Source organism: Legionella taurinensis (genome assembly GCF_900452865.1).
GTDB lineage: Bacteria > Pseudomonadota > Gammaproteobacteria > Legionellales > Legionellaceae > Legionella_C > Legionella_C taurinensis.
The window spans coordinates 1-22,932 of sequence record NZ_UGOZ01000002.1 but is presented as its reverse complement, the minus strand read 5'-3'; the positions used below and the strand labels follow the sequence as shown (position 1 = coordinate 22,932).

Genomic DNA, 22,932 nt, shown 5'->3' with positions numbered 1-22,932 from the left:
CCCATCATGGCTTACCCGCCATTGAAGCCATTGGCGGCAGCGTGATTTATTTTGTTGATGACACCACCGAACCTTTTGCCAACCAGTGGCATCTGACCGGCTCAGCGTCAACACAACCCGGTTGTGGTTTGACGGCCATTGATCACCTCACCCACAATGTCTATCGCGGCAACATGGACAAGTGGGCGGCATTCTACGAAACGATCTTTAATTTTAAAGAAATTCGTTTCTTCAACATCAAAGGCCAAATGACCGGCCTTATCAGCCGCGCCTTAGGCAGCCCCTGCGGCAAGATTAAAATTCCTTTAAACGAATCCAAGGATGATCAATCCCAGATTGAAGAGTTTCTCCACGATTACAAAGGCGAAGGAATACAGCACATTGCCCTGAACTCCAGCAACATTTACACCACGGTCAATACGCTTCGCACAGCGGGCGTCAGTTTCCTGGATGTGCCCGATACCTATTACGAAATGATTGATCAGCGGGTTCCCTGGCATCAGGAGCCAGTTGCCCAGTTGCGGCAGGAAAAAATTCTCATTGATGGCGACAAGGACCCCGCCGGTGGGTTGCTGCTGCAGATTTTTACCGAGAACGTCTTTGGCCCTGTGTTTTTTGAAATCATTCAGCGCAAAGGCAACGACGGTTTCGGCGAAGGTAATTTCCAGGCGCTGTTTGAAGCCATCGAGCGCGATCAAATCCGCCGCGGCACCTTACAGGAAGCACACTGATGAAATTAGCCAGCTTGAAATCCAGAGACAGCCGCGACGGCGAATTGTGCGTCGTCAATCAATCCATGACTCGTGCTATCCGTGTGGGTCATATTGCAAGGACACTCCAGCAGGCCCTTGACCATTGGGAAGCCAAGGCCCCCGAATTACTGGAAGTGTATGAAGCATTAAATGAAGGGGATCTGGCGCACAGTTTTACTTTTGATCCGGCCCATGCCGCTGCCCCCCTGCCGCGTGCTTACCAATGGGCGGATGGCAGCGCGTTCGTCAACCACGTGGAACTGGTGCGCCAGGCACGCGGAGCGCAGCTTCCCGACGATTTCTGGACCGATCCGCTGATGTATCAGGGCGGGTCTGACAGTTTCCTGGGTCCGATGGATGCGATTGAAGTGGCGGATGAGAAATTCGGCATTGATTTTGAGGCTGAACTGGCTGTCATTACGGATGATGTGCCCATGGGCGTCAGTGTCGAGCAGGCAGGACAGCACATCAAGCTGTTCATGCTGGTGAATGATGTTTCCTTGCGTAACCTGATCCCTCCTGAATTGGCCAAGGGGTTTGGTTTTTTCCATTCCAAGCCCTCAAGCGGTTTTTCACCCGTGGCCATCACGCCAGATGAGTTGGGCAGCCATTGGGATGGAAAGCGGGTGCACCTGCCGCTCAGGAGTTATTTAAACAGTCAGTTATTTGGTCAACCCGATGCGGGAACCGACATGACCTTCTCCTTTCCGCAATTGATTGCTCATGCCGCAAAAACAAGACCCTTGGGCACAGGCACCATCATCGGTTCAGGTACCGTCTCCAACCGGGATCGCAGCAAAGGCTCGTCTTGTATAGTTGAAAAACGTATGTTAGAGATTATTGCTGACGGAAAGGCAACCACCGATTTTATGCGTTTCGGCGATTCCATTCGCATTGAAATGGTGGATGAGCAAGGGCATTCTTTGTTTGGAGCAATTCATCAAACCGTTGTTCAATATAAAGGATAAACGTGAAACTATATGATTATTTTCGTTCAACGGCGAGCTATCGCGTGCGCATCGCCCTGAATATTAAAAACATCAGCTATGAAACGCTGGCAGTTCATCTGGTGAACAATGGCGGCGAACAACATCGGCCGGAGTATCTGGAAATGAATCCTCAGGGCCTGGTTCCTACCCTGAATGAAAATGGTCATATTATTACGCAATCGCTCGCCATCATTGAATACCTGGACGAGATGACGCCCACGCCGCCCCTGCTGCCACAGACGCCTTTAGGCCGCGCGCATGTCCGCAGCCTGGCCCTCACCATCGCCTGTGATATCCATCCCTTGAATAACCTCAGGGTGCTTAACCGGTTAAGGTACCAATTCGATGCCGATGAGCCTCAGATCCGTGAGTGGTATTTTCATTGGCTTAAACTCGGTTTCGATGCCGTTGAAAGCCGCTTGCAGCAAATGCCGCATAAAAATCAAGTTTGTTATGGCCATGAAGTGACACTGGCGGATATCTGCTTGATACCCCAGGTTTACAATGCCCATCGTTTTGGCTTTCCTATGGTCAACTATCCGTTAATCAACGCCATTAATGAGCATTGCCTGTCGTTAAGTCCTTCAAAAATGCAGCCCCTGAAGACGCTTAAACGTACAGATAAAAGCCATAGGCTAACAAAATGATGCCAAGCACCAGGGCAATACCTGCCGTAATGTAATAACCAGAGCCCGCATAAAAGGATCGGCTGAACGTCATCATTTTTTTGGAAAAGCCAGCCATAAGACCGATTTAATTAAAATCAGCCAGGCGATAATGGTAATGATGACTTCTTCATCCCAAACCCAGAGGTTATGCACGAGCACCAGAATAATACCGATGATGAGCGAGAACGTCGCACCAATAAGAATGGCATGCGAGCCTTCGTGAAGATTGGTCATCAGGTTTCGATAATAATCAGCACGCGTTAACATCACGATGGCCACAATCAGTAAATAAAAGCCCAGCACTTGACTAATCAACAATGAATGGAGTGATTCAGGCATGGTCAGCTCCCTGCAGTTTTCCATACTTACAGTTTAGTACATCGTCAGCATTCCCTCTTCCGCTGCGTTGACGAAGCTTGTTAAACCGGCATTAAAACCATGCCTTTTTCACTGTCGCAGTCGTTACCCGCCCCGCAGTATCCCGCTTAAGAATAGTCCACTCCGCCTTGCAGCGTTGCAAATGCCCCATCAGGATCGTCTGATCATTGCAATAGTAGCGCACCGGGAGGTTCTCAATTGTTTCGCTTTGACGTGCGGCTTCGCATTGCTCACCGTTCAGGAGTTCAACAGCCCAGGGATAGGCTCTCGACATGTCCAGTTCGGTATGCTGACTGTTGTCCGCGGCTGTGTTCAATTTTATGAGCACACTGCGGCCAACCCAGGGGGATTGCGGACAAAGGGCTTCGGTGTTGTCGCTGAATTTTTAATGAAGCAGGGATCAAACACCTGCCCCTCTGCGAGACAACGCCACGCATCCTCCCGCGCGATGCGCTGCGACTGCTGCCAGCACTCCCCCGAAAGACGTTTATCAATAATCAGGGGAATTTGCTGTTCTGTTCCTCCAAACGGCCTGAACAATTTCAATTCGGTATCCTCTGCCATGACACGAAAGGAGTAAAGAATGGCTAAAATGATCATTAGAACACGCGGCATGGATTACCTCACTTATTTCATTTAGTGTATTATCCTACTTAATCGTGGCTTGAACCACAATCGACACGTATTTTGCCTGACTGGTGCATAATGCAACCTTCTATTGGAGTGGATATGACAGAAGTTTATACAATTAAACAGTGTTTGGACGGCGAGGTTCCGGTTGACGCCCGCGTCACTGTGAGAGGCTGGGTAAAAACCCGCCGTGACTCGAAGGCCGGCCTTTCTTTCGTGGCCTTGCATGACGGTTCCTGTTTTGCACCCATTCAGTTGGTTATCAGCGAACAACTGCCCAATTACCAGGATGACGTGCTTAAACTCACCGCAGGCTGTGCCATTTCGGCAACCGGTCAATTGATTGCCTCGCAGGGAAAAGGGCAACAGTTTGAAATTCAGACTGAAGCCTCGAAGTCGCCGTTGGGTTGAAAACCCAGACACCTACCCGATTCAAGCGAAACGTCACACGCTGGAATTTTTACGAGAAGTCGCTCATTTGCGCCCTCGCACCAATACCATCAGCGCCGTAACCCGTGTGCGTCATTGCCTGGCTCAGCAGTCACCGCTTTTTCCATGAGCAAGGGTATTTCTGGATTCACACACCGATTATCACCGCCAGCGATTGCGAAGGCGCAGGCGAAATGTTCAGGGTCAGCACGCTTGATCTGCTCAATCTGCCAAAAACGGCACAGGGAGGGTGGATTTTTCCAAGGATTTCTTTGGTCGAGAAACCTTCCTCACAGTCTCTGGGCAGTTGAACGTCGAGGCGTATTGCCTGGCCATGTCCAAAGTGTATACTTTTGGTCCCACCTTCCGTGCTGAAAACTCCAACACCAGCCGCCATCTCGCGAATTCTGGATGATTGAGCCCGAAGTGGCTTTTGCTACCCTAAACGACATTGCCGCGTTGAGTCAGCGCATGTTGCGCTACCTGTGTAAGACCGTACTGGATGAGCGCGGTGACGACATGGAGTTTTTCAATCAGTTTGTATCACCTGGCTGCATTGAGCGGCTTGAACACATTGTCGCGTCTGACTTTGAGATGATGAGTTATACCGATGCCATTAACGCCTTAAGTAAAGCGGATAAGAAATTTGATTTTCCCGTAAGTTGGGGGCTTGATCTGCAGTCCGAACATGAGCGATATCTGGCAGAAGAATTGTGCAAAAACCAGTTATCCTCACCGATTACCCCAAAGACATCAAGGGCTTCTACATGCGCCTTAACGACGATGGCCGGACGGTGGCAGCGATGGATGTGCTCGCCCCGGTATTGGTGAAATCATCGGCGGCAGCCAGCGGAAGAGCGGTTGCACATCTTGATCAGCGCATGGAGGAGTGTAAACTGGATAAAGACAATTACCAGTGGTACCGCGACCTGCGCCGTTATGGCAGCGTACCTCATGCCGGCTATGGCTTAGGCTTTGAACGTCTGATTAGCTATGTCACCGGCATTGGTAACGTACGGGACGTGATCCCATTCCCACGTACCCCGGGCCATGCCGATTATTAATGACCGGCTGAACCTGGCGCGGACACCGGCGCCGGGTTTGCATCGCTCTGATTTTCAAACTGCCTGTCATGGAATTTCACCCGCTGACTTCCGGGTGAAAAAAAGACGGGCCCATTTTCCCAATAATTTCACCAAAATCAGAGACTTGCTTAGGCGTCTGATGCACGTGTTTTAATTCGTTTCACGGCTGGAAAATCCCCATGGTTGAGTGATTTGGGCATGTTGTCACCTTTACACATAAATCCCTCCACTGGATAGAGTTATGAAAATAAACGACCGTCCTGAATGGCATAGTGTTTGTCCATTCGGTCGGCCAACTGCTTATCGTGAGTAACGATAACCAGGGCGGTATTAAACTGTTCATTGAGCTTAAGCATCAGCTCAAAAATTTTCACGGCCGTGGCATGATCCAGATTGCCGGTGGGCTCATCCGCCAGCACGCACTGGGGCTGATGCACCAAAGCGCGGGCGATGGCTACGCTGCCGTTCGCCGCCAGACAATTGCGCGGGCTTATGCGTCACCCGATGAGCAAGGCCCACCTTATCAAGCATCAATAACGCCAGCTCCCGGGCGTCCGTCACCGATTTATCGCCCAGCAAAAGAGGCATGGCCACATTTTCAAGGGCTGAAAATTCAGGGAGTAAATGATGAACTGGTAGACAAAGCCCAATTTCTCATTGCGAAGCTGGCAACGTTTTTTTCAGTCAGAGACTGCCAATCCACTCCCTGCATCCGCACCTGTCCCTCACTGGGTTTATCGAGCCCCCGAGAAGGTGCAATAAGGTGCTCTTACCCGATCCCGACGGCCCAACAATGGCAATCCGATCACCGGCCTGCACTGAAAAATCAATGCCGTTAAGCACAGGAACAATGGACGTCCCGTCATGGTAGGATTTGCTGAGGCGCTCACAGGAAAAATAGTCTCACTCATAATGCAAAGCTCCGCAATAACGGTTCTGGACGCACGCCAGGCCGGATAAATGGTGGCGATAAAGCTCATTAATAGGCCAACCGCAAATCTGCACCAGATCGACCCACATGATTTTTGAAGGAAGGTAATCGACAAAATAGATACTGGACGACAAGACCTGAACATGGAAAAGCGATGCAGGTGATTCACAATGGCCGTGGCATTACTGGCTAAAATAATACCGCCGATAAGACCCAACAAGGTGCCAACAACCCCTACCATCAAGCCCTGGACAATAAAAATTTTAAGAATCATCGATGGCGTAGCGCCAATGGTTCGTAAAATGGCGATTTCTGCCTGCTTGTCATTGACCACCATGACCAAGGACGAAACCAGATTAAACGCAGCCACGGCGATGATGAGCAGCAGGATGAGGAACATCATGGTTTTTTCCATCTTGACGGCTTGGAAAAAAGGGGCCAAATGGTCAGTCCAATTGCCTACTTCATAGCATCACCCAGCGTCTTGCTGATTCATGAGATAATTCCGGTGCCTTATAAATTTCCTTGATTTCATCTTCACGCCGCTGACCTGGTCACCCAATTGCAATAATTTCTGGGCATCGCCCAGGTTGATGAAGGCGAGTTGGTATCGAATTAAATCCGGTCCGGCTGAAAAAACACCGACCACCGTAAACCGTTTAAAACGGGGAATCATTCCCGCAGGTGTCACCGTCGCCTGAGAATCATGATGTTACCTTATCGCCAATCATCAAGCCCAGACTGTCCGCAAGCCCCGCCCCAGGATTAAGCCAAAATGCTTTAAATCCGCGAGATCCCCTGCCAGCATTTTTTCCTTAGATGGGTCACTGCCTGTTCTTTTCAAGCAATACCCCGGTTAATACAATCGGAAGAACCTGGCCCTCATGCGTCAACAGGCCCTGAGCACCGACATACGGAGCCACCGCTTTACATCTGGAAAAGTCATCAGTTTTTTATCGAGGGCCTGCCAGTTGCTGATTTTGCCATCGAGCCCGCTGACGGTAATCTCAGGGGCCATACCAAAAAAACGCTTATGGATTCTTCATCAAACCCATTCATCACCGATAAAACCGTGATTAAAAACCATCACCCCAGGGCAATCCCAAGCATGGAGCTTAACGAAATAAAAGACACAAAATGATTTCTTTTTTTGCCCGGGTGTATCGCAACCCGATGTAAAACGCCAATGGTTTGAACATAGATGGTTTTTTTTGATAAAAATCTATTGTAGTGAAAAAGCGCCGCAAGATATAGCTCGCATTGCACAAATCATGTGTTTATTCACCGGTGGCTGCTGCCTCTTAACATTTCCTTAAGAAAAATAGGGTTAATGAGACGTCCAACCCAGAGGAAAGTAAAAAGATGAAAAAAGCGCAGAAAATTTTTTAGCCAAAATAGAAAAAATTCTACCCCAAAAATCCAACCCCTTTCTGATTAACAGATTTTAATCGAGTTAAAACTGGATGCCCTGGATACGAAAGATAAAGATTTCGCCGAGTTTATCGTCAAGGCGCGCTCACAGAAAATCGACTTAACCAAGCTGATCAGTACCTTAAAAACGCTCTGACCACTAATGAGCCCCTTTGCCAACTCTTGGCCATTATTGAAGAAAAGCAATAATTGCGGATTCCGACCTGATGCAATAGCCGATACTTTGGAATGCAACTGAACCTGTTGTTCCTTTTGAAGGCATGTTAGTCACCATGGCCAACAGCAAAGTGTTTGCCAAAGAAGTCTACGATCATTTAGTCACATTAAGCGCAATCGATTTCCCGGAAGCCCCCTCGCTGACTTTATTTTCGGCGTCCCCTCAACGCGACCTTGTTTGAGCGGTGAAAATGGTTTCGATTAAACCGGTCATCTGACAGTCCTCTTCCACCGCTCCATGGGTGACAGCAAGAAACCCAGGAAGCCCTGGATCAGTTTATCAGGGAGAACGGCTTGTCCGGCACCAACGCCGGATCGAGACAGCAGAACCAAAGGCCTTATCAGAAAAACAGTCCGGTGATGGGATTAAATATCCTTGAAGCGGCCTGGGAAGACGCAACCGGCCATGCAAAGAGAATGGCGGAATTGACAATGCAGAATCCGGGATTGGTCTCATCCAAATCATGGAGCAGCAACAGTACATGAATCAATGCGATTACTTCAGCACGCTATTGCCGGAAGGCACCCATCGAAAAGACGACGGCAGTTATGAATTAATCCCCGACTTAAAAATCGATGACGCAAAAAAGCTGGTATCCCAGTTCCATTCATCCACAATGGCGGATTTATACACCAGTTGGAATCTTTTTTTTGTGGCTGCCAATATTGATACCGTGGTCATGCCACTGAAGTTACTGCTCCCCACGGTCATGTCGGCCCACCCCTCCAACTACAAGGAAACGCGGGTTTTATCGTTGTTTTTAATCGGAAATCTGTTTCTTCACGCCAGTAAGAACAACCCCTTTTTCAAAAATTTACCTTAGCGAACGCCGATATTATTTTCAAAGAATGGGGCAGAATTAACAATGAATACGCCAACCAGCAACTGCATGCGCTTTGTCCCGAAGTACCCGCGTCAACCAAACCCTCGTTGCAGGAGGTTCTCGGTTACCATACCCACCTTAATTTTTTAAAACACCTGTACAATTTTGTCAGGGATTCCAGCCATTACCGTTTTACGCCCTCATCTAAGGGTAAACAGCCCGGGCCTCAATTCTTTACGCCGGTAAAAACCTTAAACACCATGGAATCGGCGACTGAGAAAAAAATAGAATACACGGCGGCCTTAATCCGCAAGGCCTGAAGCGCTCAGGCCTTGCAATACTACATTTTGGGGGATTTCAAGACATCCTGCTTGCACGGTTGCTCAGCCTTGGCCTGTGCAGACGCCCAAAGAGTAAATGCGTTTTCCTGCTTGCCGGCGAGCACTGCGGCATGCCTGGCCCGCTCACGCAATGCTGGATAATCATGCAATTCATTGCACTTTTCCAGCATGGCATCAATCGTTTCAAGGGAAAAGGGATTACTGTTCTTAAGCCCACAACCATAATAGGCATTATGAATGGCCTCGGTTGACTGGTTTTCAGCCTGCCGTGCCAGGTAAAGCGACTTCCATAATGAAAAGAGACTGCCTTCGTATTGCGTTTTCCATTCATTGGGCGACTCGTCCCTGTTGATTTGCGACAAGGCGTGCAGCAAATGAAAATACCCATTCGCCAACAGCAGATAGCCCGGGGTCCCATGCCGCTTCGCCAGACTTTCCCGGCTGTAGAGGATGGCGGCAAATGTCTGTATAAAATTCAGGTCTGGCTTATTGGCGGCGATGACAATTTCATGAATCCAGCTTTGAGCGGCATGAATGGAGTGACAATTTAACGCCTGATTCAGATGCTCCTGATAGCGCTCCAGATTTCCCTGTGCTTTCTCACGCTGCGCCAGCAGGAAAAGCGTGTGGCCCACCGTCAAATCGGCGTCGCAAACCCCATCCTGGCCTTTAAAGGCATATTTGCTGATTGCCCGTCGTCGCTCTTTCCAAAACTCATCAAACGCATTCGATTTCAGAATGTCATAAAGATCGGGCGATTGCATGCAAAACTCTGCCAGTTTGCTGGCGTTCCACGACGATAGCAGGGCAATCACGGCCTCAAACGCGTCTTCGCGCAGCAAATCACCAATGGAGGGGGAACTTTCATCTGTCATGAGTACCTCAATGCTTAAAGCCAGCAAATATACTCTAATTTAACTACAAATTAACATTCTTTGCACATATTTTTCCCACGGAGGTCAATTAAATACCAAATAATAACCTATATTTACAATAATCCTTCTTTATTCTACATGAGAACAGCATGCCACTGTCAGAGCAAAGCAAAATTGCCATCATTAAACGTTTTCTTACCGAAAACAGCACCCCCCGCTGGACAAGGAACTTTCGGACGAAGCGATTAAAACGATGCCTCTGTTTAATAAACTGGGCAACAGTCTTGACCAGCTGGCTGATTTTGACCCTGTGATTCATTTTGCAACGTTGAATCAGGACGTCAATCAATGGCAATTGTTAACCCAGGTGCTTAAAAGTGGTTTGGACCTTCGCGCAGGCAGTCCGCCCACGATCGAAAAAGTGGATTACCCTGCCATGCGGGCCACTACGGATCGCCATGCAATCAGCCTTCTGCCGCAGCCTGACTATTATCAACGTGTGCCGAAACCCAATCCAGGGGCTCAGCAAATGTTGGATCCGCTCATTGACAATGCCCGTACTGCCCTGGGAAAACTCCTTAAAACATACCCTGAATTTGAAAAATTTGATCCCAAATACATCCCCGACATTCAAAAAAACATTGAGATTCTAAAAGGCAATATAAAAATAGCTGAATCAGTCAAGGATGACGTGAACCTTAAAAAATTCACGTCGCAATTGACCTTATTGGAAGATCTACACAAGATTAACCAATTGAGAATCATTCAGATCCCCAATGAAAACGGTGCAGCTTTTAACTATTGCGAGCTGGCTGAGTCAGCCGGCGGGGTCACTGAAAAAGTATCACTGATTAGTCTGTCTAAAGTCACAAGCCAGTTAACCACCCTCGTAACAACGGCTCCGACTACCGTGCAGGACTACCTGGATCATCGTAACGATTACAAGCTCAGCACGCAGGCCATTTTAAAATTGCCCAAGCACGGTAAAATTGAAGAAGTCCAGCGCGAATCCCTGGCCCTCAATTTTTCCCGCCTGTCCGGACTCGATACCACTCAATCCTCCATGGTAATGTATAATGGAAAACCGACTCTGTTTGTCCCCTTCGACGACATTCGACTGCTGAAAGATTTTGCCCATGGTAAAGTGTTCAAATCCGGATTGACAGGCTCTCAGACCTATGAACATTATTCCACCATTGATCCCGTAGGCTCCGGTTTACAATCCAATGTATTCATTCAGGATTTTGGCAAAAGCCTTGGCGTATTCTACCTTTGCAGTGATCCGGATTTTGTCGGCGGTTACAATCAAAACAAGGCCTTGCGCAACAGTAAAAGCCTGTTCATGTTTGATATGGTAGTCATGCCGGGCGATAAACTGAAACTGGATAGCCGTTTAAGTCTTCAGCCCAATGAATTTCTTGTCAAACACACCCGTCATGGCCAGGGTCGCAACCGAACCTTGATTGAAGACTCCGCTTTCCATGAAAAATTCAATAGCCTGCTGACGGTGATGAGGAATGAGAATCGCATGCTGGCTTATCTTGATTTAACCATCAGCCGTCACGCCGCCCACATTGAGCAGCTGAAAAAATCGCTGGACAATGCCACCTCCAGTCAGGCGAAAGAAATAAAAAGTGAAATCAAGCAGGTGGCCGCACTGCAAAAAGATGCCGAGCTTATCAGACAAAGCGTCAAAAACCGGATAAGCCGAATCCCGGAAACCTTCCCGGGCTCCGAAAAAATCAGTTATAACGGCATGGCCAAGGGCCTTATTCTCGAAAAATTACTCAATAATCCGGCCTTATTTAATGACGAAGGACGACCCTACCGCAATCCCTGGACTTACCGCAACGAAACCCAGCTCACCTACATGAAATTTCTTCCCGGGCAGGATCACAATGGGGACAAAGTACTGTTGGCTTTCTCCTCCATTATCCCACCGCAAATGGTCAGTTTTATCAAACGGCATGGGGCACCTTCCTTAACCATCGTTCCTCATCGGAATGAGTTTGAACTCACGCACATGACCATTTCGGTGAAAGAGTTGGCCGCGCTTCAGGAAACCATGCTTTACCCGGAGACGCATCTCGACGGGCTTTTACCTACAGACTACCTTAATCTAAGTGACTTGCATGCCATCGGCAATGCCTATGGCGAAGGGCATCGCACACGCATCATTTCCTTGATGCAGGAATACAAACAATTCATGGCTCAAACCGGAGTAAATGAGCCCAGTGTCCAAAGTAAATTAAAGGCCATAAATTCCGTCGATGCGGATCTGCTTGAATTCATCAATACAGCCAAAGACAAAGGGTTTGCCATGCATGTCCGCAAGAAGCTGCAGTTTGACATTCAGCAGCAATTGCGCAGCATGATTCCCGCAAAGGAGCTACCCGACAACCTGGATGAGGCATTCAGTGCCGCCTTGAAACTGGATCAGATAAACACCTTTAATCGCGTCATGGAAACTGCCATCGAAACCAAAAAATGGAATTCCCCGGAATTTAAAAAGTTCCTTCAGGCATGCATTAACCATTATCAAGGAGCAACCGATCATCATTTGGCCATTGACGCCAGCCGCAACGTCGCAAAAGCGGGCGGAGAAACCATGAACGCCTTCAGAATGCCATTGAAAGCGGTCTTAACCCCTGTATCTAAAGTCAGTAAGTCAGAAGATGACCACCTCGATGACATTGATCCCCTCATCATTCAACAGCAACAACTGAAGCAACAACAAGAAAAATTAGAAAAATCCGTCTCTATGGATAATACTAATAGTGAGGAGGAAGTAGAGCATCAGGAAGTATCACCAACTACAGTCAGTGTAGAGGTGAAGTAACTGTAACAGCACTTTCAAAAGGGACTTGAGGAGTGATTATGCCTGTACATGAACGACGACAGCACTTTCGCATTGATGATCAGATTTATTTTGATTACAAAATCCTGCAGCCGGGAGGTTTTTTTTCAGATAAATCAATCACGGATGAGCTATTGGGGCAGAATGGCCAGCGTTACGTGGAAACGACCCAATATTTTCAAAGCCTTGACTACGAGTTGTCCGAGCTCACTCAGGAAATCGCTTTGAAAGACCCAACCATGGCCCATTACCTGAATCTTATCAACGCCAAAATTGACCATTTGGCACACCACCTGTTAATTGGTGAAAAAATACACCTGCGCAAGGTCAATATCAGCTTGGGCGGTATGGCGTTTAAAGCCAAAGATCGAATTAAGGAAAAAACCCGTTTAAAAATAGTGATTTATACTAAACCGAAAATGGTACCCATCATCCTGGATGCCACGGTGGTTTACAGCCAGTTTTTAGGTGAGAGTATGTACAGAACCGCCGTGCAATTTGAAACATTAACGAATGAGCAGGAGCAGTTGCTGTCCCAGCACATCATGCTGGCCCAGGTCCGATGCCGTGCGGATTAAAATTAAAGCATTGCATTGCTGAGTCTGACACAATCCAGCATAATTTGGGCTCCTTTTGTTGTTATTTGCAGGTATAAGATGCCCAGACACATTTTTTGTTCAAAATTAAATCAAGAAGCTGAAGGCCTTGACGCCCCCCCTTTCCCCGGTGAGCTCGGCGAAAAAATCTACCATCATGTGTCAAAACAAGCCTGGACTATGTGGCTTTCTCATCAAACCATGCTCATTAATGAATACCGTTTAAGCCTTATCGACCCCAAGGCGCGCGAGTTCCTCACGAAAGAAATGTCGAATTATTTTTTTGGCGACGGCTCTGCCAAACCGGCCGGATTTGTTCCTGAAGAGTAGGTGATGTATGTTTCATGAGTTGCTGAATGTCCACAGTGAAGTCTTTTCTGCCATTGCACATCGACAACCCGTCGTCGTCCTCGAATCCACCATCATTTCGCATGGCATGCCCTACCCCGATAATCTCGCCACCGCCCGCCTGGTGGAGCAGCTCATTCGTGAAGAGGGCGCTATTCCGGCGACTATCGCCCTGCATCGGGGGAAAATTCACATTGGCATCGATGAGGAAATCATGGACGAGCTGGCCCAGGCAAACGGCGTCATGAAAGCCTCACGCCGTGATTTAGCTTATGTGTTAAGCCAGAAACTCACCGCCAGTACGACTGTCGCTGCGACCATGTACTGCGCCTATTTAGCCGGCCTTCCCCTTTTCGCCACGGGTGGAATTGGCGGCGTTCATCAGGAAGTACAGGACAGTTTTGACATTTCTGCTGACATCATCGAATTGTCGTCAACGCCGATGACGGTCGTCTGCTCAGGCGCCAAATCCATTCTTGATTTGCCGAAAACCCTGGAAATGCTGGAAACGCACGGCGTGGCCGTGGTCGGCTACCAGACCGACGAATTTCCCGCCTTCTACAGCCACTCCAGCGGCATTCCCCTGGTTCACCGCCTGGACAGTCCGGAAGACATTGCCGACATGATGCACTTCCAGCGCCGCTTAAATATCCGTAACGGCATTGTTGTCGCCAACCCCATTCCCAAACACGCTGAAATTCCTGATTCAGATATTACACCCATCATTGAGCAGGCGCATCGCGAAGCCCAACACATTCAAGGAAAAGCAATTACACCTTATCTGCTGCAGCGCATCAGTGATTTGACCGCCGGCCGAAGCCTGAATGCCAACATCGAATTGATAAAAAATAACGCAATTTTGGGCGCCAAAATCGCCATTGCCTATCAAAATCAATTTTTAACGAAAAAATCATAATTCAGTACTTGACTCTGAATCGTTCTCGGAGTTTAATAGCAACCTCTTGGGGCCAGATAGCTCAGTCGGTAGAGCAGAGGATTGAAAATCCTCGTGTCGGTGGTTCGATTCCGCCTCTGGCCACCATGATTTATCTAGTAAAATCATGGTGTTACCAAAAATTCCTCACCATCCAAGCCCTTTAAAATCATTGTGGATCCTGAGGCCACATCCAAAAACAAGGGTCTTTCCCAATTACGGGGGCACTCAATCAACAGCATAGTACTCTAACTCTGGTTCTATAATTTTCAAAGTTTTTAAAGCCATAGGCTCGTCTTTGAATCAATTTCATTTTTCTATGGAAGCCTTCGGTAATGCCGTTAGACTTGCTGAATCGCCACATTCTCACGATCTCTTCTTTCCAAGAATCTAAGGTTTTACCAAGAGCGCATAATGATTTGAAAGCGCTGTTTTTTAGTGAGTTGAGCATTGACGTGGTCAACCAAATTTGTACACTCCAGTTAAGCCACTTTTTTCAATAGCCCCCAATAGTGGTTTTCAAATTGATTTGGGCTTTGATAATCCAAAGACGAATGTAATCTTTGATTGTTATAAAAGATAGTAATGTAATCGAGGATATCCTGCTTTGCCTCCTTCCGGGTTTGATAATTACGCCAATGTACTCGCTCGTCTTTCAAGCGACCGAAAAAACTTTCAGCAACGCTATTGTCCCAGCAGTCACCTTTTTTGCTCATGCTGCCCACTAGACCATATTGATTGAGAAGGTCACGATATTGTTTACTGGCATATTGTGAGCCTCTGTCGGAATGCACAATAAGGCCTGAACTTGGATTTCTCTGCCAAATGGCCATTGTTAATGCATCACAAACCGTATCAGTCTTCATTCTCGAACTCATGTTCCAACCCACTACTTTCCGAGAAAACAAATCAATCACCACGGTCAGGTATAACCAGCCCTCATGGGTTGATATATAAGTAATATCGGACACATAGGCACGATTGGGCTCATTGACCTGAAACCTCCTGTTTAACACATTATCAAAAACAGGTTGCTTGTGATTGCTGTTTGTTGTCACTTTGTATTTCTTTTTATATCGAACAAAAATACCAGCCTCACGCATCAAACTACGGGTTTTTCTTCGACCAACCGGATAACCAAGAGCATTCAGTGCTTTCCTTATCCTGCGATTTCCATACGAGAACTTGCTGGATTCCGAGATTTTTTTAACCCACTCCAATAGCTCTTGATGTTCTGGTTCATTGTTCGGGTTTGTTTGTTTCCGCTTTTGATAACTATAGTATCCAGAAGGAGTAACGCCCATGAGGTGGCACATCATGCCAACCGGCCAGGTCTTCTTGTGTTGGGCGATAAACGAATATTTTATTTCGCTTCTTTCGCAAAGAAGACCGTGGCTTTTTTTAGTATTTCTTTCTCCATTGTCAGCCTTCTGACTTCTTCTCGTAACTGGCGAATCTCAAGTTGCTCTTCCGTCAATTTACCATTTCCACGAAAAGCATTTTCATTATTCTCTGCTGCCTCTCGAATCCAGCGACTCAAAATATTCGAATTAATTCCCAAGCTCCTGGCAGCGTCTAAACATGCGTATCCTTGTTCAGTTACTAAGCTAACCGCATCCAGTTTAAATTCCTTTGTATATTTTCTTCTTGTAGACATTGTGACCTCCAATTAAGCAAATTATCTCTTAACTGGTATGTCCAAATCAATTGAACCACATCACATGTCCAGGAATTGAGGGATGAGCTGACGACAGCGAGGCTTATCTAATGTTTTCTTCATTAATATTTCATAAAGACTTTGTTGAAAATGATAGATGGATTCAATAGCGGGATTCTCTTTAAAGAAAGCGTCTCTGGTAATGAGTTGCTGAATGGTTAATTTGTCGGGTTTCTTGCGAAGTAGAGCTAATAGGCCGCGATTACTTTTTATTTTTGTTGATAGTTCCCGATAGGTTAGCATGCATTGATGCTGTAATAGTCGTATGACATGGAATCGGTCTGCGACTATTTTGGCATTGGGAAAGTATTTTTTAACTATGGAACGATAGGTGCTACTTAGGTCCATACAAATGACTTTAACTCTTTCTTTTCCCGGGAGAGAAGACAGATAGCTTTTGAGCGTACTCTCGCTCCTGCCTTTTACAATATCGAATATTTTTCTTTTTTTTAAATCACACAAGGTTGTTGCAAATCCTTGCTTACGACTAAAGAAATGTTCGTCTATCCCAAGGACTGTAGGACATAATGCATTGCTTAGCTCTTTATGTTGCTCTTGGTATTGTTTTTGATACCAACGCTCAATTGTGGCCTTACCTTTTTTGAATTGCTCAGCCAAATCTTTTTGCGAAACACCCCGCGTATGCTCATGAAAGACAGCGGCTTGGAGCCGCCATGTTGAACGTTGATGCTTATTAATTCCAGGGAACTGTTGATTGCCATAACGCTTACAGGTGTGGCAATACAATTTATAAGCCTTAAAACTTAAGATACTTCTTCGATGCCCTATAAGTTCATGATGAACTTTTCTCATATAAGAAGCTTTTTTACGAACTACCTTACTTTTGCAATGACCACAACGAGGAAGTCGATTATAAGAAAGTTCTAACCACAATGGTTGATAACCTTTCACTTTCCTTATAGAAAATCCGGGTAAATTTAGGATAAGATCATACTTCGGCACTTTAATCTCCTTTTGATCGTCAAATCAAGGAGTTAGATTACTCTAACTTAGATTAAAGTGCCCCCTTAAATGAGAAAGAGCCAAATAATCTGGCTAACCTATAATCGCGCCCTAAAATCCAAAATAGAGTAGAGGATATGATTAAATTCAAGGGGCGCCATTTTCCAAAAAGACCTAATACTGATGGCTGAGCGAGGAACAGCACTAGACCATTCAACGGTTCAAAAATGGGTAGTTTACTATGCGCCGCAACTGGAAGAAGCATTCAGAAAACGTAAGAAACCTGTAGGTAGGTCTTGGAAAATGGAGAGACTTACATCAAGGTTAGTGGCAAGTGGTGTTATCTTTATAGAGCGGTGGACAAGGAAGGTAAAACCATTGATTTTATGCTTTCAGAAACTCGAGATCGCTCTGCTGTATTGAAGTTTTCCAAAAAAGCCATGGGTTCTACTGGTCTGCCACAGAAGGTAAATATTGATAAATCAGGTTCAAATACCGCAGCACTGGAACGAATCAATAACCTATTATTTATTTATGGATTCTGGCATTTATTGATTGAGATAATGCGAATAAACTATCTCACTAACATAGTGGAACAAGACCATCGCGGTATCAAAAATATTACAAAATATACACTTGGATTTAAATCATTTGAATCCGCAGAAGCAACGATTACAGGAGTTGAATTGCACCGGATGCTTAAAAGGACAGATGGAACATAGGGGAGAGATACCTGCTTGGAAGCAGTTTTATGAACTTGCAGCTTAACTACACCCAAAAATAGGATGGCTTTAACTGCTTGAAAAATTTTCGACAGAACTCTGAAAAAGTCATGAAACTTATTGATGGCATTAATCGTAAATATGGTCCGAGATCAATGCGACTTGCTGCTGAAGGGTTTCGTAAATCCAAGTCGATGAAGCGACAACTGAAATCCCCACATTACACAACACGATGGTCGGAGCTTCCGATTGCCTAATTAAAATAATTATTCATCGATTTTTGATTCCCTGCCTAATTAACCGCTCAATCTCATCTATATCAAGCGGGCCTTCATGGGTCGCTGGTGGATTTAATATATCTTTTAGGCGAGCACCCCCAGAAACATTTTTTAAATCCTCTCTTTTAAGACTTTCCTTAACTTTACTTTTAGATATATCTTTTGAAGACTTTTTCATGATTTTGTCCTATAACAATAGGGTACTTTTTAAGAGTAGATCAAAATTTAAGGTTTTGTCGCGAAAAAATATTGGAACATGTTAAATTTTATTTTTTTCAGAGGTTCCCTTAATACTCAGTTTTAAATGGAAACACTTTAAAAAAGATATTATTTGGCTCTTTCTCATTTAAGGGGGCACTTTAATCTAAGTTAGAGTAATCTAACTCCTTGATTTGACGATCAAAAGGAGATTAAAGTGCCGAAGTATGATCTTATCCTAAATTTACCCGGATTTTCTATAAGGAAAGTGAAAGGTTATCAACCATTGTGGTTAGAACTTTCTTATAATCGACTTCCTCGTTGTGGTCATTGCAAAAGTAAGGTAGTTCGTAAAAAAGCTTCTTATATGAGAAAAGTTCATCATGAACTTATAGGGCATCGAAGAAGTATCTTAAGTTTTAAGGCTTATAAATTGTATTGCCACACCTGTAAGCGTTATGGCAATCAACAGTTCCCTGGAATTAATAAGCATCAACGTTCAACATGGCGGCTCCAAGCCGCTGTCTTTCATGAGCATACGCGGGGTGTTTCGCAAAAAGATTTGGCTGAGCAATTCAAAAAAGGTAAGGCCACAATTGAGCGTTGGTATCAAAAACAATACCAAGAGCAACATAAAGAGCTAAGCAATGCATTATGTCCTACAGTCCTTGGGATAGACGAACATTTCTTTAGTCGTAAGCAAGGATTTGCAACAACCTTGTGTGATTTAAAAAAAAGAAAAATATTCGATATTGTAAAAGGCAGGAGCGAGAGTACGCTCAAAAGCTATCTGTCTTCTCTCCCGGGAAAAGAAAGAGTTAAAGTCATTTGTATGGACCTAAGTAGCACCTATCGTTCCATAGTTAAAAAATACTTTCCCAATGCCAAAATAGTCGCAGACCGATTCCATGTCATACGACTATTACAGCATCAATGCATGCTAACCTATCGGGAACTATCAACAAAAATAAAAAGTAATCGCGGCCTATTAGCTCTACTTCGCAAGAAACCCGACAAATTAACCATTCAGCAACTCATTACCAGAGACGCTTTCTTTAAAGAGAATCCCGCTATTGAATCCATCTATCATTTTCAACAAAGTCTTTATGAAATATTAATGAAGAAAACATTAGATAAGCCTCGCTGTCGTCAGCTCATCCCTCAATTCCTGGACATGCTCAACTCACTAAAAAACAGCGCTTTCAAATCATTATGCGCTCTTGGTAAAACCTTAGATTCTTGGAAAGAAGAGATCGTGAGAATGTGGCGATTCAGCAAGTCTAACGGCATTACCGAAGGCTTCCATAGAAAATGAAATTGATTCAAAGACGAGCCTATGGCTTTAAAAACTTTGAAAATTATAGAACCAGAGTTAGAGTACTATGCTGTTGATTGAGTGCCCCCGTAATTGGGAAAGACCCTATTATTTTAATGTTAGTGCGATGTTATCTGGCTTATTCCCTGAGTGGAGTTGGTCTTAGAGCGCGGTTTAAAAGTCGATCACTCTACTATTTACGTTAAAGGCACAGGTTCAAGCGCTATTCCAGAGAAACTGACCATGGATAAAAGTGGCGCCAACAAGGCCGGCATAGACACGCTTAACCTTCATTTGGTTATCCTGTTTATTTTAGGCGGCATACCTCTTCAAATAAAGGTTAGACAATCAAATACCTCAATAATATTATTGAACAAGACCCTCGGTTTGTTAAAAAATAACTGTTTGGTGTCTCGATTTCATTAGTTGGTTTAGTTGATGAACATCGACAATGGTTTAAATCTGCACAAGGAATTGACGCCAGTGAAACCCCTCGGGAAATTTCTTTTTGTGGCCATGCCATTAATCAAGAAGGCTTATTTATCATACCAAACGCTATCGAAGATGTGCGTTTTATGGATAACCCCTTGGTAATTAATGATCCTAACATTCGCTTCTATGCCAGGCTATCCCTTGAAACTTAGAAAAGGGATAAATTTTGGTACTCTATGTCTTATAGATCCCAAACCACGAGAAATGAATGAAGAAGACCAACAATTGCTTAGAGATTTAGGCGTGATGATTGAGCAAGAAATAAAATCGATTCAACTAGCCACACTTGACGAATTGACTATGATTTCTAACAGAAGAGGATTTTTGACACTAGCCGACCATAGTTTGAAAATTTGCCAAAGGCATAAGAAGTCGATGTCTTTTGTATTATTCGACCTGAATAAATGATCACCTCCCTGAACAATTTGACCCCAAATCAGTTTAGGCAGAAAATCTCGGATGTCCGTTTTTTCTAATTTCTGGCGGCTCTGTTTTGGGGAGAGGATCAGTTAACGGCTGTTGAAGGTTGGGAGTCTTTATTTTTTTAATTTGCTTGGCCATATAATCCTACTGGAGCAGACTTAATATAAGCGTTTCGATTTATTATTTATTAATCCCATTGTGGTAGGATTAAATTTAAAAATACTATAACAACCGATTAAAATCCTAATAGGATAGGATTATTGTAAAGATAATCGGTACTTTTAATCAACATCGTCAACGAACTCTATGGCGCCAACCGTCTGTCGATTTAAATAAAGTACAATTGTTCCCCATTTTTAGGTCGGAGTCCCATAGGACTAGAACACCGTGAATGACTTTCCCCCCCTTTACCCTTCAATTATTCAAAAAAACCAGATTTATAATGCCCTGCTTTCTTCCATGCCGTAACCGTTATGCTGATTTCAAAAAAAAGGCTCCTACAGGCCTTGAACCATTTTGACGACAGGAACATCCTCATCAAGGAATTGGTTCATGCCTCGGAAAATGAGAAAAACCTGTTTTTCAAAAGGGTCCTGGCCTTTTGGCTGGGCTCCAACATTTCTCGCGAAATGATTCATAAGCCCCGGTTAACAACGAAGTGCCAACAATGCATTGATGCGGTTTATTTTTGCATTCTGCTACTGGACAAACAAATGAGTTTGTTAGATAGACACTCCGCGGCGTTTAGGGTGCTAAAAAACACCCTGTTTGGGATGCTTGACTACTATAATGGTCATTTTCTCTTGTTAGTGCAGGAGCCCCGCACCATCCTGACTGCTTTTATTCAGTTAGTTCAAACCATCAATTACCAATCCTGCCCGTCTTCATCGGATCGCAAAATTCTTGAGCACACCCAAAAAGCCTGTCTGGGAGAGCTTTCGATATCCCAGCCGCAACCGGGTCCATGGGTCACCCAGGCTGCCAATGATGTGCCCTCGATTACCAAAGTCAATCCATTCAATATGGGCATTGCGATCAATAAACTGATTACTGCTAATTTCAATCAGTCGTTTTTTTCCCCATGGCAGCCAGCCAGACCAAAACCCATTTAGTAGAAAAATTATTCATTCAGGCCCGCGATGGCATTGTCCTCGAAGGACTTTCTGTTAAAGAAAAAAACAAAAAAAACAAAACAGTTGTTCTGGCACTGATTGGGCACTTTCAAGCAGAGCATAGTTACCTGAACACCAGTTTTTATTCGTTTCAGGCACTGTTTGATACGCAACTGGTCATTATCAACCATCGGAATTACTCCAGGCGTTCCAACAAATTCGCGGCTCATCCCCAGGAGTTGGCTGAGGATGTGGTCGCCTTTGCCCGCTATTTTGTGAAAAAAAAGCAACGGGTGGTCCTCTACGGCATGTGCGGAGGAGCGGCACACATGATTTTAGCAGCAAATAGCCTGTTAAATCAGAAAATTCCTTTCAAGCTCATTGCGGATCGATTTAGCCAGCGATACATCGACTTCGCGGATTACAAAACCCTCTCAAGGGCAAGGAACCATATGAATACATTACCTGGAGGCTTTCAGCTGAGAGGGCTGACCGCTTTTTACCAGAATCCCTTCTTTGTCTATTGCCTGACTGTTTTTCTGTTTACCATCCTGTTTCTTTTATCTAAATCGGCACTGGCTTTAACTAAAGCCACCCTTGACTTTGGCCAACTGATTCAAGCCATCCCTGAAACCGATCGTTTGATTTTACAGGCGAAAGGGAAAAAATCCGCGCCAGGCCATGAACCGACATTCACGGACATGATTGTCCATCCTCAAAACGACTTAAGGCATGCGGTCAAGGAGAAAAGAAAGCAGAGAAAATCCCTGTTAAACAATTTAGCCGAGAACTGCCTGAAGGCCGCGGGAAACGCCGTTTTTTCGCAGGAGATTCAAGCGATTTTTCTTCAGCTGTCTCAACGTTTTCATCAATGCCTGGAGCTTATAAGCAATGAAAAATTAATGGATGACGCCAACAGCGACACGGTCACGGATTTACACAGCAGAAAGCTCTACACTTTGACGACCAGAAACAAATTACCCATCCATCAATTGATCACCGGTTTTTTCAGGCAACCAGGCCAATCGTTTCAACCGGTGATTGATTCATTCACCGCTTATTCCAGCGAAACCATCGTTGCAACCTTAGAACAGCTTTATGGCCATTCGCCTGCCATGGCCTCTCATTTCTCCCTTTTCGCAAAACATCTGGCGTTGTTTTTACAGGAGCTTAAAGCCAATGAATCATTCCTGGTGGCGATGGCCGATCGTTTGACCTCCACTCAATTGCCGGATTTACAAGCCCCGGGCAAAGCCTTGCTTGCCAGTGCATTATTTCAGCGGATGAGCCAGAATTTACTGCAAACGAATGCCCCTGCATTACAATGAATGGCAGGCGGCTCGTTGTCTATTCAAATCCCTGTTCGATCATTGTTTTGATTCGATCCACATCCACCTCCAAAATCAGGTGAATATTATCTCGGATGTC

General features: G+C 45.3%; 26 protein-coding genes, 1 tRNA gene and 6 pseudogenes. 21 read left to right on the top strand and 12 right to left on the bottom strand.

Annotated elements, in window-relative coordinates:
- The 3 genes from hppD to maiA all read left to right on the top strand — a co-directional run.
- Nucleotides 1-731: 4-hydroxyphenylpyruvate dioxygenase (hppD, locus tag DYE45_RS14550; RefSeq protein WP_115301097.1), on the top strand; the 731-nt coding region annotated here is incomplete at its 5' end.
- Nucleotides 731-1,720 carry a fumarylacetoacetate hydrolase family protein gene (locus DYE45_RS14545; RefSeq protein WP_115300567.1) on the top strand — a complete coding sequence of 330 codons (990 nt, stop codon included), beginning with the start codon at nt 731-733 and terminating at the stop codon, nt 1,718-1,720. The genes hppD and DYE45_RS14545, both read left to right, overlap by 1 nt.
- Nucleotides 1,721-1,722: 2 nt before the next feature.
- Entirely contained in the window at nt 1,723-2,388 is a 666-nt protein-coding gene (maiA, locus tag DYE45_RS14540; RefSeq protein ID WP_115301096.1) for a maleylacetoacetate isomerase, read from the top strand.
- Nucleotides 2,389-2,460: 72 nt separating this feature from the next.
- Here maiA and DYE45_RS14535 read toward each other — a convergent pair whose 3' ends face one another.
- The 3 genes from DYE45_RS14535 to DYE45_RS14970 form a co-directional block, all read right to left on the bottom strand.
- On the bottom strand, nt 2,461-2,748 hold the full coding sequence (locus DYE45_RS14535; RefSeq protein ID WP_256594942.1) for a hypothetical protein: 288 nt from the start codon (nt 2,746-2,748) through the stop codon (nt 2,461-2,463).
- A gap of 91 nt (nt 2,749-2,839) precedes the next feature.
- Nucleotides 2,840-3,115 (bottom strand): hypothetical protein, encoded by a 276-nt coding sequence (locus tag DYE45_RS14975; RefSeq protein WP_256594941.1) that lies wholly within the window; start codon nt 3,113-3,115, stop codon nt 2,840-2,842.
- A complete protein-coding gene (locus DYE45_RS14970; protein ID WP_256594940.1) occupies nt 3,106-3,402 on the bottom strand; it encodes a hypothetical protein in 297 nt (98 codons plus the stop codon). Before DYE45_RS14970 ends, DYE45_RS14975 begins: the two co-directional genes overlap by 10 nt.
- 114 nt (nt 3,403-3,516) lie before the next feature.
- Between DYE45_RS14970 and DYE45_RS14965 the strand changes: the two genes are divergently transcribed.
- The 4 genes and pseudogenes from DYE45_RS14965 (at nt 3,517) to DYE45_RS14945 (ending at nt 4,910) form a co-directional block, all read left to right on the top strand.
- Nucleotides 3,517-3,828 carry an OB-fold nucleic acid binding domain-containing protein gene (locus tag DYE45_RS14965; RefSeq protein WP_256594939.1) on the top strand — a complete coding sequence of 104 codons (312 nt, stop codon included), beginning with the start codon at nt 3,517-3,519 and terminating at the stop codon, nt 3,826-3,828.
- 104 nt (nt 3,829-3,932) lie between these two features.
- On the top strand, nt 3,933-4,157 hold the full coding sequence (locus DYE45_RS14960; RefSeq protein WP_256594938.1) for an amino acid--tRNA ligase-related protein: 225 nt from the start codon (nt 3,933-3,935) through the stop codon (nt 4,155-4,157).
- Nucleotides 4,097-4,677 (top strand): annotated as a pseudogene (locus tag DYE45_RS14950) (amino acid--tRNA ligase-related protein). The gene DYE45_RS14960 and the pseudogene DYE45_RS14950 overlap by 61 nt, the downstream one beginning before the upstream one ends.
- Nucleotides 4,614-4,910, top strand: a complete 297-nt coding sequence (locus DYE45_RS14945) for an amino acid--tRNA ligase-related protein (RefSeq protein WP_256594935.1) — start codon at nt 4,614-4,616, stop codon at nt 4,908-4,910. Before DYE45_RS14950 ends, DYE45_RS14945 begins: the two are co-directional and overlap by 64 nt.
- Nucleotides 4,911-5,170: 260 nt before the next feature.
- Here DYE45_RS14945 and DYE45_RS14515 read toward each other — a convergent pair.
- From DYE45_RS14515 to DYE45_RS14935, 4 genes and pseudogenes are all read right to left on the bottom strand, one after another.
- Nucleotides 5,171-5,783, bottom strand: a pseudogene (locus DYE45_RS14515) (ABC transporter ATP-binding protein).
- A 140-nt stretch (nt 5,784-5,923) separates the two neighbouring features.
- Nucleotides 5,924-6,199, bottom strand: a pseudogene (locus DYE45_RS14940) (FtsX-like permease family protein); the annotation flags it as partial.
- 135 nt (nt 6,200-6,334) lie between these two features.
- Nucleotides 6,335-6,538, bottom strand: a complete 204-nt coding sequence (locus DYE45_RS14505) for a hypothetical protein (protein ID WP_115301094.1) — start codon at nt 6,536-6,538, stop codon at nt 6,335-6,337.
- 213 nt (nt 6,539-6,751) lie between these two features.
- Nucleotides 6,752-6,880 carry a hypothetical protein gene (locus DYE45_RS14935; RefSeq protein WP_256594934.1) on the bottom strand — a complete coding sequence of 43 codons (129 nt, stop codon included), beginning with the start codon at nt 6,878-6,880 and terminating at the stop codon, nt 6,752-6,754.
- Between the two features lie 673 nt (nt 6,881-7,553).
- Between DYE45_RS14935 and DYE45_RS14735 the strand changes: the two genes are divergently transcribed.
- The 3 genes from DYE45_RS14735 (at nt 7,554) to DYE45_RS14500 (ending at nt 8,333) form a co-directional block, all read left to right on the top strand.
- Entirely contained in the window at nt 7,554-7,691 is a 138-nt protein-coding gene (locus DYE45_RS14735) for a hypothetical protein (RefSeq protein WP_160160741.1), read from the top strand.
- A gap of 112 nt (nt 7,692-7,803) precedes the next feature.
- Nucleotides 7,804-7,995: a hypothetical protein gene (locus DYE45_RS14615; RefSeq protein WP_147286228.1), complete on the top strand. Its 192-nt coding sequence runs from the start codon at nt 7,804-7,806 to the stop codon at nt 7,993-7,995.
- Nucleotides 7,974-8,333 (top strand): hypothetical protein, encoded by a 360-nt coding sequence (locus tag DYE45_RS14500; protein ID WP_115301093.1) that lies wholly within the window; start codon nt 7,974-7,976, stop codon nt 8,331-8,333. Before DYE45_RS14615 ends, DYE45_RS14500 begins: the two co-directional genes overlap by 22 nt.
- Nucleotides 8,334-8,673: 340 nt before the next feature.
- Here the strand turns inward: DYE45_RS14500 and DYE45_RS14490 are convergent, their stop codons facing one another.
- Complete coding sequence (locus tag DYE45_RS14490) at nt 8,674-9,549, bottom strand: DUF5630 domain-containing protein (RefSeq protein WP_108293449.1); 876 nt, start codon at nt 9,547-9,549, stop codon at nt 8,674-8,676.
- Between the two features lie 253 nt (nt 9,550-9,802).
- On the opposite strand from DYE45_RS14490, the gene DYE45_RS14485 reads away from it, so the two are divergent.
- The 5 genes from DYE45_RS14485 to DYE45_RS14465 all read left to right on the top strand — a co-directional run bounded on the left by DYE45_RS14485 (nt 9,803) and on the right by DYE45_RS14465 (nt 14,392).
- The gene (locus DYE45_RS14485; RefSeq protein WP_115301091.1) at nt 9,803-12,388 is read left to right on the top strand and encodes a hypothetical protein; all 2,586 of its coding nucleotides are present in this window, start codon (nt 9,803-9,805) and stop codon (nt 12,386-12,388) included.
- Nucleotides 12,389-12,426: 38 nt separating this feature from the next.
- Complete coding sequence (locus DYE45_RS14480) at nt 12,427-12,984, top strand: PilZ domain-containing protein (protein ID WP_058525448.1); 558 nt, start codon at nt 12,427-12,429, stop codon at nt 12,982-12,984.
- 78 nt (nt 12,985-13,062) lie between these two features.
- A complete protein-coding gene (locus tag DYE45_RS14475; protein ID WP_108293445.1) occupies nt 13,063-13,332 on the top strand; it encodes an oxidative damage protection protein in 270 nt (89 codons plus the stop codon).
- Nucleotides 13,333-13,339: 7 nt separating this feature from the next.
- On the top strand, nt 13,340-14,266 hold the full coding sequence (locus DYE45_RS14470; RefSeq protein WP_108293443.1) for a pseudouridine-5'-phosphate glycosidase: 927 nt from the start codon (nt 13,340-13,342) through the stop codon (nt 14,264-14,266).
- Between the two features lie 50 nt (nt 14,267-14,316).
- Nucleotides 14,317-14,392: transfer RNA gene (locus DYE45_RS14465), tRNA-Phe, on the top strand.
- Nucleotides 14,393-14,516: 124 nt separating this feature from the next.
- On the opposite strand, the gene DYE45_RS14460 is transcribed toward DYE45_RS14465, so the two are convergent.
- The 3 genes and pseudogenes from DYE45_RS14460 to DYE45_RS14450 all read right to left on the bottom strand — a co-directional run.
- A complete protein-coding gene (locus tag DYE45_RS14460; protein ID WP_370447879.1) occupies nt 14,517-14,753 on the bottom strand; it encodes a transposase in 237 nt (78 codons plus the stop codon).
- A gap of 13 nt (nt 14,754-14,766) precedes the next feature.
- Nucleotides 14,767-15,941 (bottom strand): IS3 family transposase gene (locus DYE45_RS14455; protein WP_108349036.1). Its coding sequence is split into 2 segments (ribosomal slippage): nt 14,767-15,689 and nt 15,689-15,941, totalling 1,176 coding nucleotides; the frame shifts between segments, so codons are not numbered across the junction.
- 63 nt (nt 15,942-16,004) lie between these two features.
- A pseudogene (locus DYE45_RS14450) lies at nt 16,005-16,964 on the bottom strand (ISL3 family transposase); the annotation flags it as partial.
- Between the two features lie 137 nt (nt 16,965-17,101).
- Between DYE45_RS14450 and DYE45_RS14445 the strand changes: the two are divergent.
- Both DYE45_RS14445 and DYE45_RS15025 read left to right on the top strand, forming a co-directional pair.
- A pseudogene (locus DYE45_RS14445) lies at nt 17,102-17,732 on the top strand (IS6 family transposase).
- Nucleotides 17,733-17,796: 64 nt separating this feature from the next.
- Nucleotides 17,797-17,943 (top strand): DUF4113 domain-containing protein, encoded by a 147-nt coding sequence (locus tag DYE45_RS15025; RefSeq protein WP_120047352.1) that lies wholly within the window; start codon nt 17,797-17,799, stop codon nt 17,941-17,943.
- Between the two features lie 13 nt (nt 17,944-17,956).
- On the opposite strand, the gene DYE45_RS14435 is transcribed toward DYE45_RS15025, so the two are convergent.
- A complete protein-coding gene (locus DYE45_RS14435) occupies nt 17,957-18,142 on the bottom strand; it encodes a hypothetical protein (protein ID WP_058532166.1) in 186 nt (61 codons plus the stop codon).
- 237 nt (nt 18,143-18,379) lie between these two features.
- Between DYE45_RS14435 and DYE45_RS14430 the strand changes: the two are divergent.
- From DYE45_RS14430 to DYE45_RS14415, 4 genes and pseudogenes are all read left to right on the top strand, one after another.
- Nucleotides 18,380-19,554, top strand: a pseudogene (locus tag DYE45_RS14430) (ISL3 family transposase).
- Between the two features lie 619 nt (nt 19,555-20,173).
- Nucleotides 20,174-20,377: a diguanylate cyclase domain-containing protein gene (locus DYE45_RS14830; RefSeq protein WP_202813752.1), complete on the top strand. Its 204-nt coding sequence runs from the start codon at nt 20,174-20,176 to the stop codon at nt 20,375-20,377.
- A gap of 488 nt (nt 20,378-20,865) precedes the next feature.
- The gene (locus DYE45_RS14420) at nt 20,866-21,504 is read left to right on the top strand and encodes a hypothetical protein (RefSeq protein WP_115301090.1); all 639 of its coding nucleotides are present in this window, start codon (nt 20,866-20,868) and stop codon (nt 21,502-21,504) included.
- Nucleotides 21,474-22,832: an alpha/beta hydrolase family protein gene (locus tag DYE45_RS14415; RefSeq protein WP_115301089.1), complete on the top strand. Its 1,359-nt coding sequence runs from the start codon at nt 21,474-21,476 to the stop codon at nt 22,830-22,832. The genes DYE45_RS14420 and DYE45_RS14415 overlap by 31 nt, the downstream gene beginning before the upstream one ends.
- Nucleotides 22,833-22,932: the final 100 nt, after the last annotated feature.

Excerpts from the sequence above, each read along its gene's own strand:
- DYE45_RS14545 (WP_115300567.1), top strand. The coding sequence starts at position 731 with ATGAAATTAGCCAGCTTGAAATCCAGAGACAGCCGCGACGGCGAATTG.
- DYE45_RS14535 (WP_256594942.1), bottom strand. The coding sequence starts at position 2,748 with ATGCCTGAATCACTCCATTCATTGTTGATTAGTCAAGTGCTGGGCTTT.
- DYE45_RS14970 (WP_256594940.1), bottom strand. The coding sequence starts at position 3,402 with ATGCCGCGTGTTCTAATGATCATTTTAGCCATTCTTTACTCCTTTCGT.
- DYE45_RS14965 (WP_256594939.1), top strand. The coding sequence starts at position 3,517 with ATGACAGAAGTTTATACAATTAAACAGTGTTTGGACGGCGAGGTTCCG.
- DYE45_RS14945 (WP_256594935.1), top strand. The coding sequence starts at position 4,614 with ATGCGCCTTAACGACGATGGCCGGACGGTGGCAGCGATGGATGTGCTC.
- DYE45_RS14505 (WP_115301094.1), bottom strand. The coding sequence starts at position 6,538 with ATGATTCCCCGTTTTAAACGGTTTACGGTGGTCGGTGTTTTTTCAGCC.
- DYE45_RS14935 (WP_256594934.1), bottom strand. The coding sequence starts at position 6,880 with ATGGCCCCTGAGATTACCGTCAGCGGGCTCGATGGCAAAATCAGCAAC.
- DYE45_RS14735 (WP_160160741.1), top strand. The coding sequence starts at position 7,554 with ATGTTAGTCACCATGGCCAACAGCAAAGTGTTTGCCAAAGAAGTCTAC.
- DYE45_RS14500 (WP_115301093.1), top strand. The coding sequence starts at position 7,974 with ATGGAGCAGCAACAGTACATGAATCAATGCGATTACTTCAGCACGCTA.
- DYE45_RS14490 (WP_108293449.1), bottom strand. The coding sequence starts at position 9,549 with ATGACAGATGAAAGTTCCCCCTCCATTGGTGATTTGCTGCGCGAAGAC.
- DYE45_RS14485 (WP_115301091.1), top strand. The coding sequence starts at position 9,803 with ATGCCTCTGTTTAATAAACTGGGCAACAGTCTTGACCAGCTGGCTGAT.
- DYE45_RS14480 (WP_058525448.1), top strand. The coding sequence starts at position 12,427 with ATGCCTGTACATGAACGACGACAGCACTTTCGCATTGATGATCAGATT.
- DYE45_RS14475 (WP_108293445.1), top strand. The coding sequence starts at position 13,063 with ATGCCCAGACACATTTTTTGTTCAAAATTAAATCAAGAAGCTGAAGGC.
- DYE45_RS14470 (WP_108293443.1), top strand. The coding sequence starts at position 13,340 with ATGTTTCATGAGTTGCTGAATGTCCACAGTGAAGTCTTTTCTGCCATT.
- DYE45_RS15025 (WP_120047352.1), top strand. The coding sequence starts at position 17,797 with ATGAAACTTATTGATGGCATTAATCGTAAATATGGTCCGAGATCAATG.
- DYE45_RS14435 (WP_058532166.1), bottom strand. The coding sequence starts at position 18,142 with ATGAAAAAGTCTTCAAAAGATATATCTAAAAGTAAAGTTAAGGAAAGT.
- DYE45_RS14830 (WP_202813752.1), top strand. The coding sequence starts at position 20,174 with ATGAATGAAGAAGACCAACAATTGCTTAGAGATTTAGGCGTGATGATT.
- DYE45_RS14420 (WP_115301090.1), top strand. The coding sequence starts at position 20,866 with ATGCTGATTTCAAAAAAAAGGCTCCTACAGGCCTTGAACCATTTTGAC.
- DYE45_RS14415 (WP_115301089.1), top strand. The coding sequence starts at position 21,474 with ATGGCAGCCAGCCAGACCAAAACCCATTTAGTAGAAAAATTATTCATT.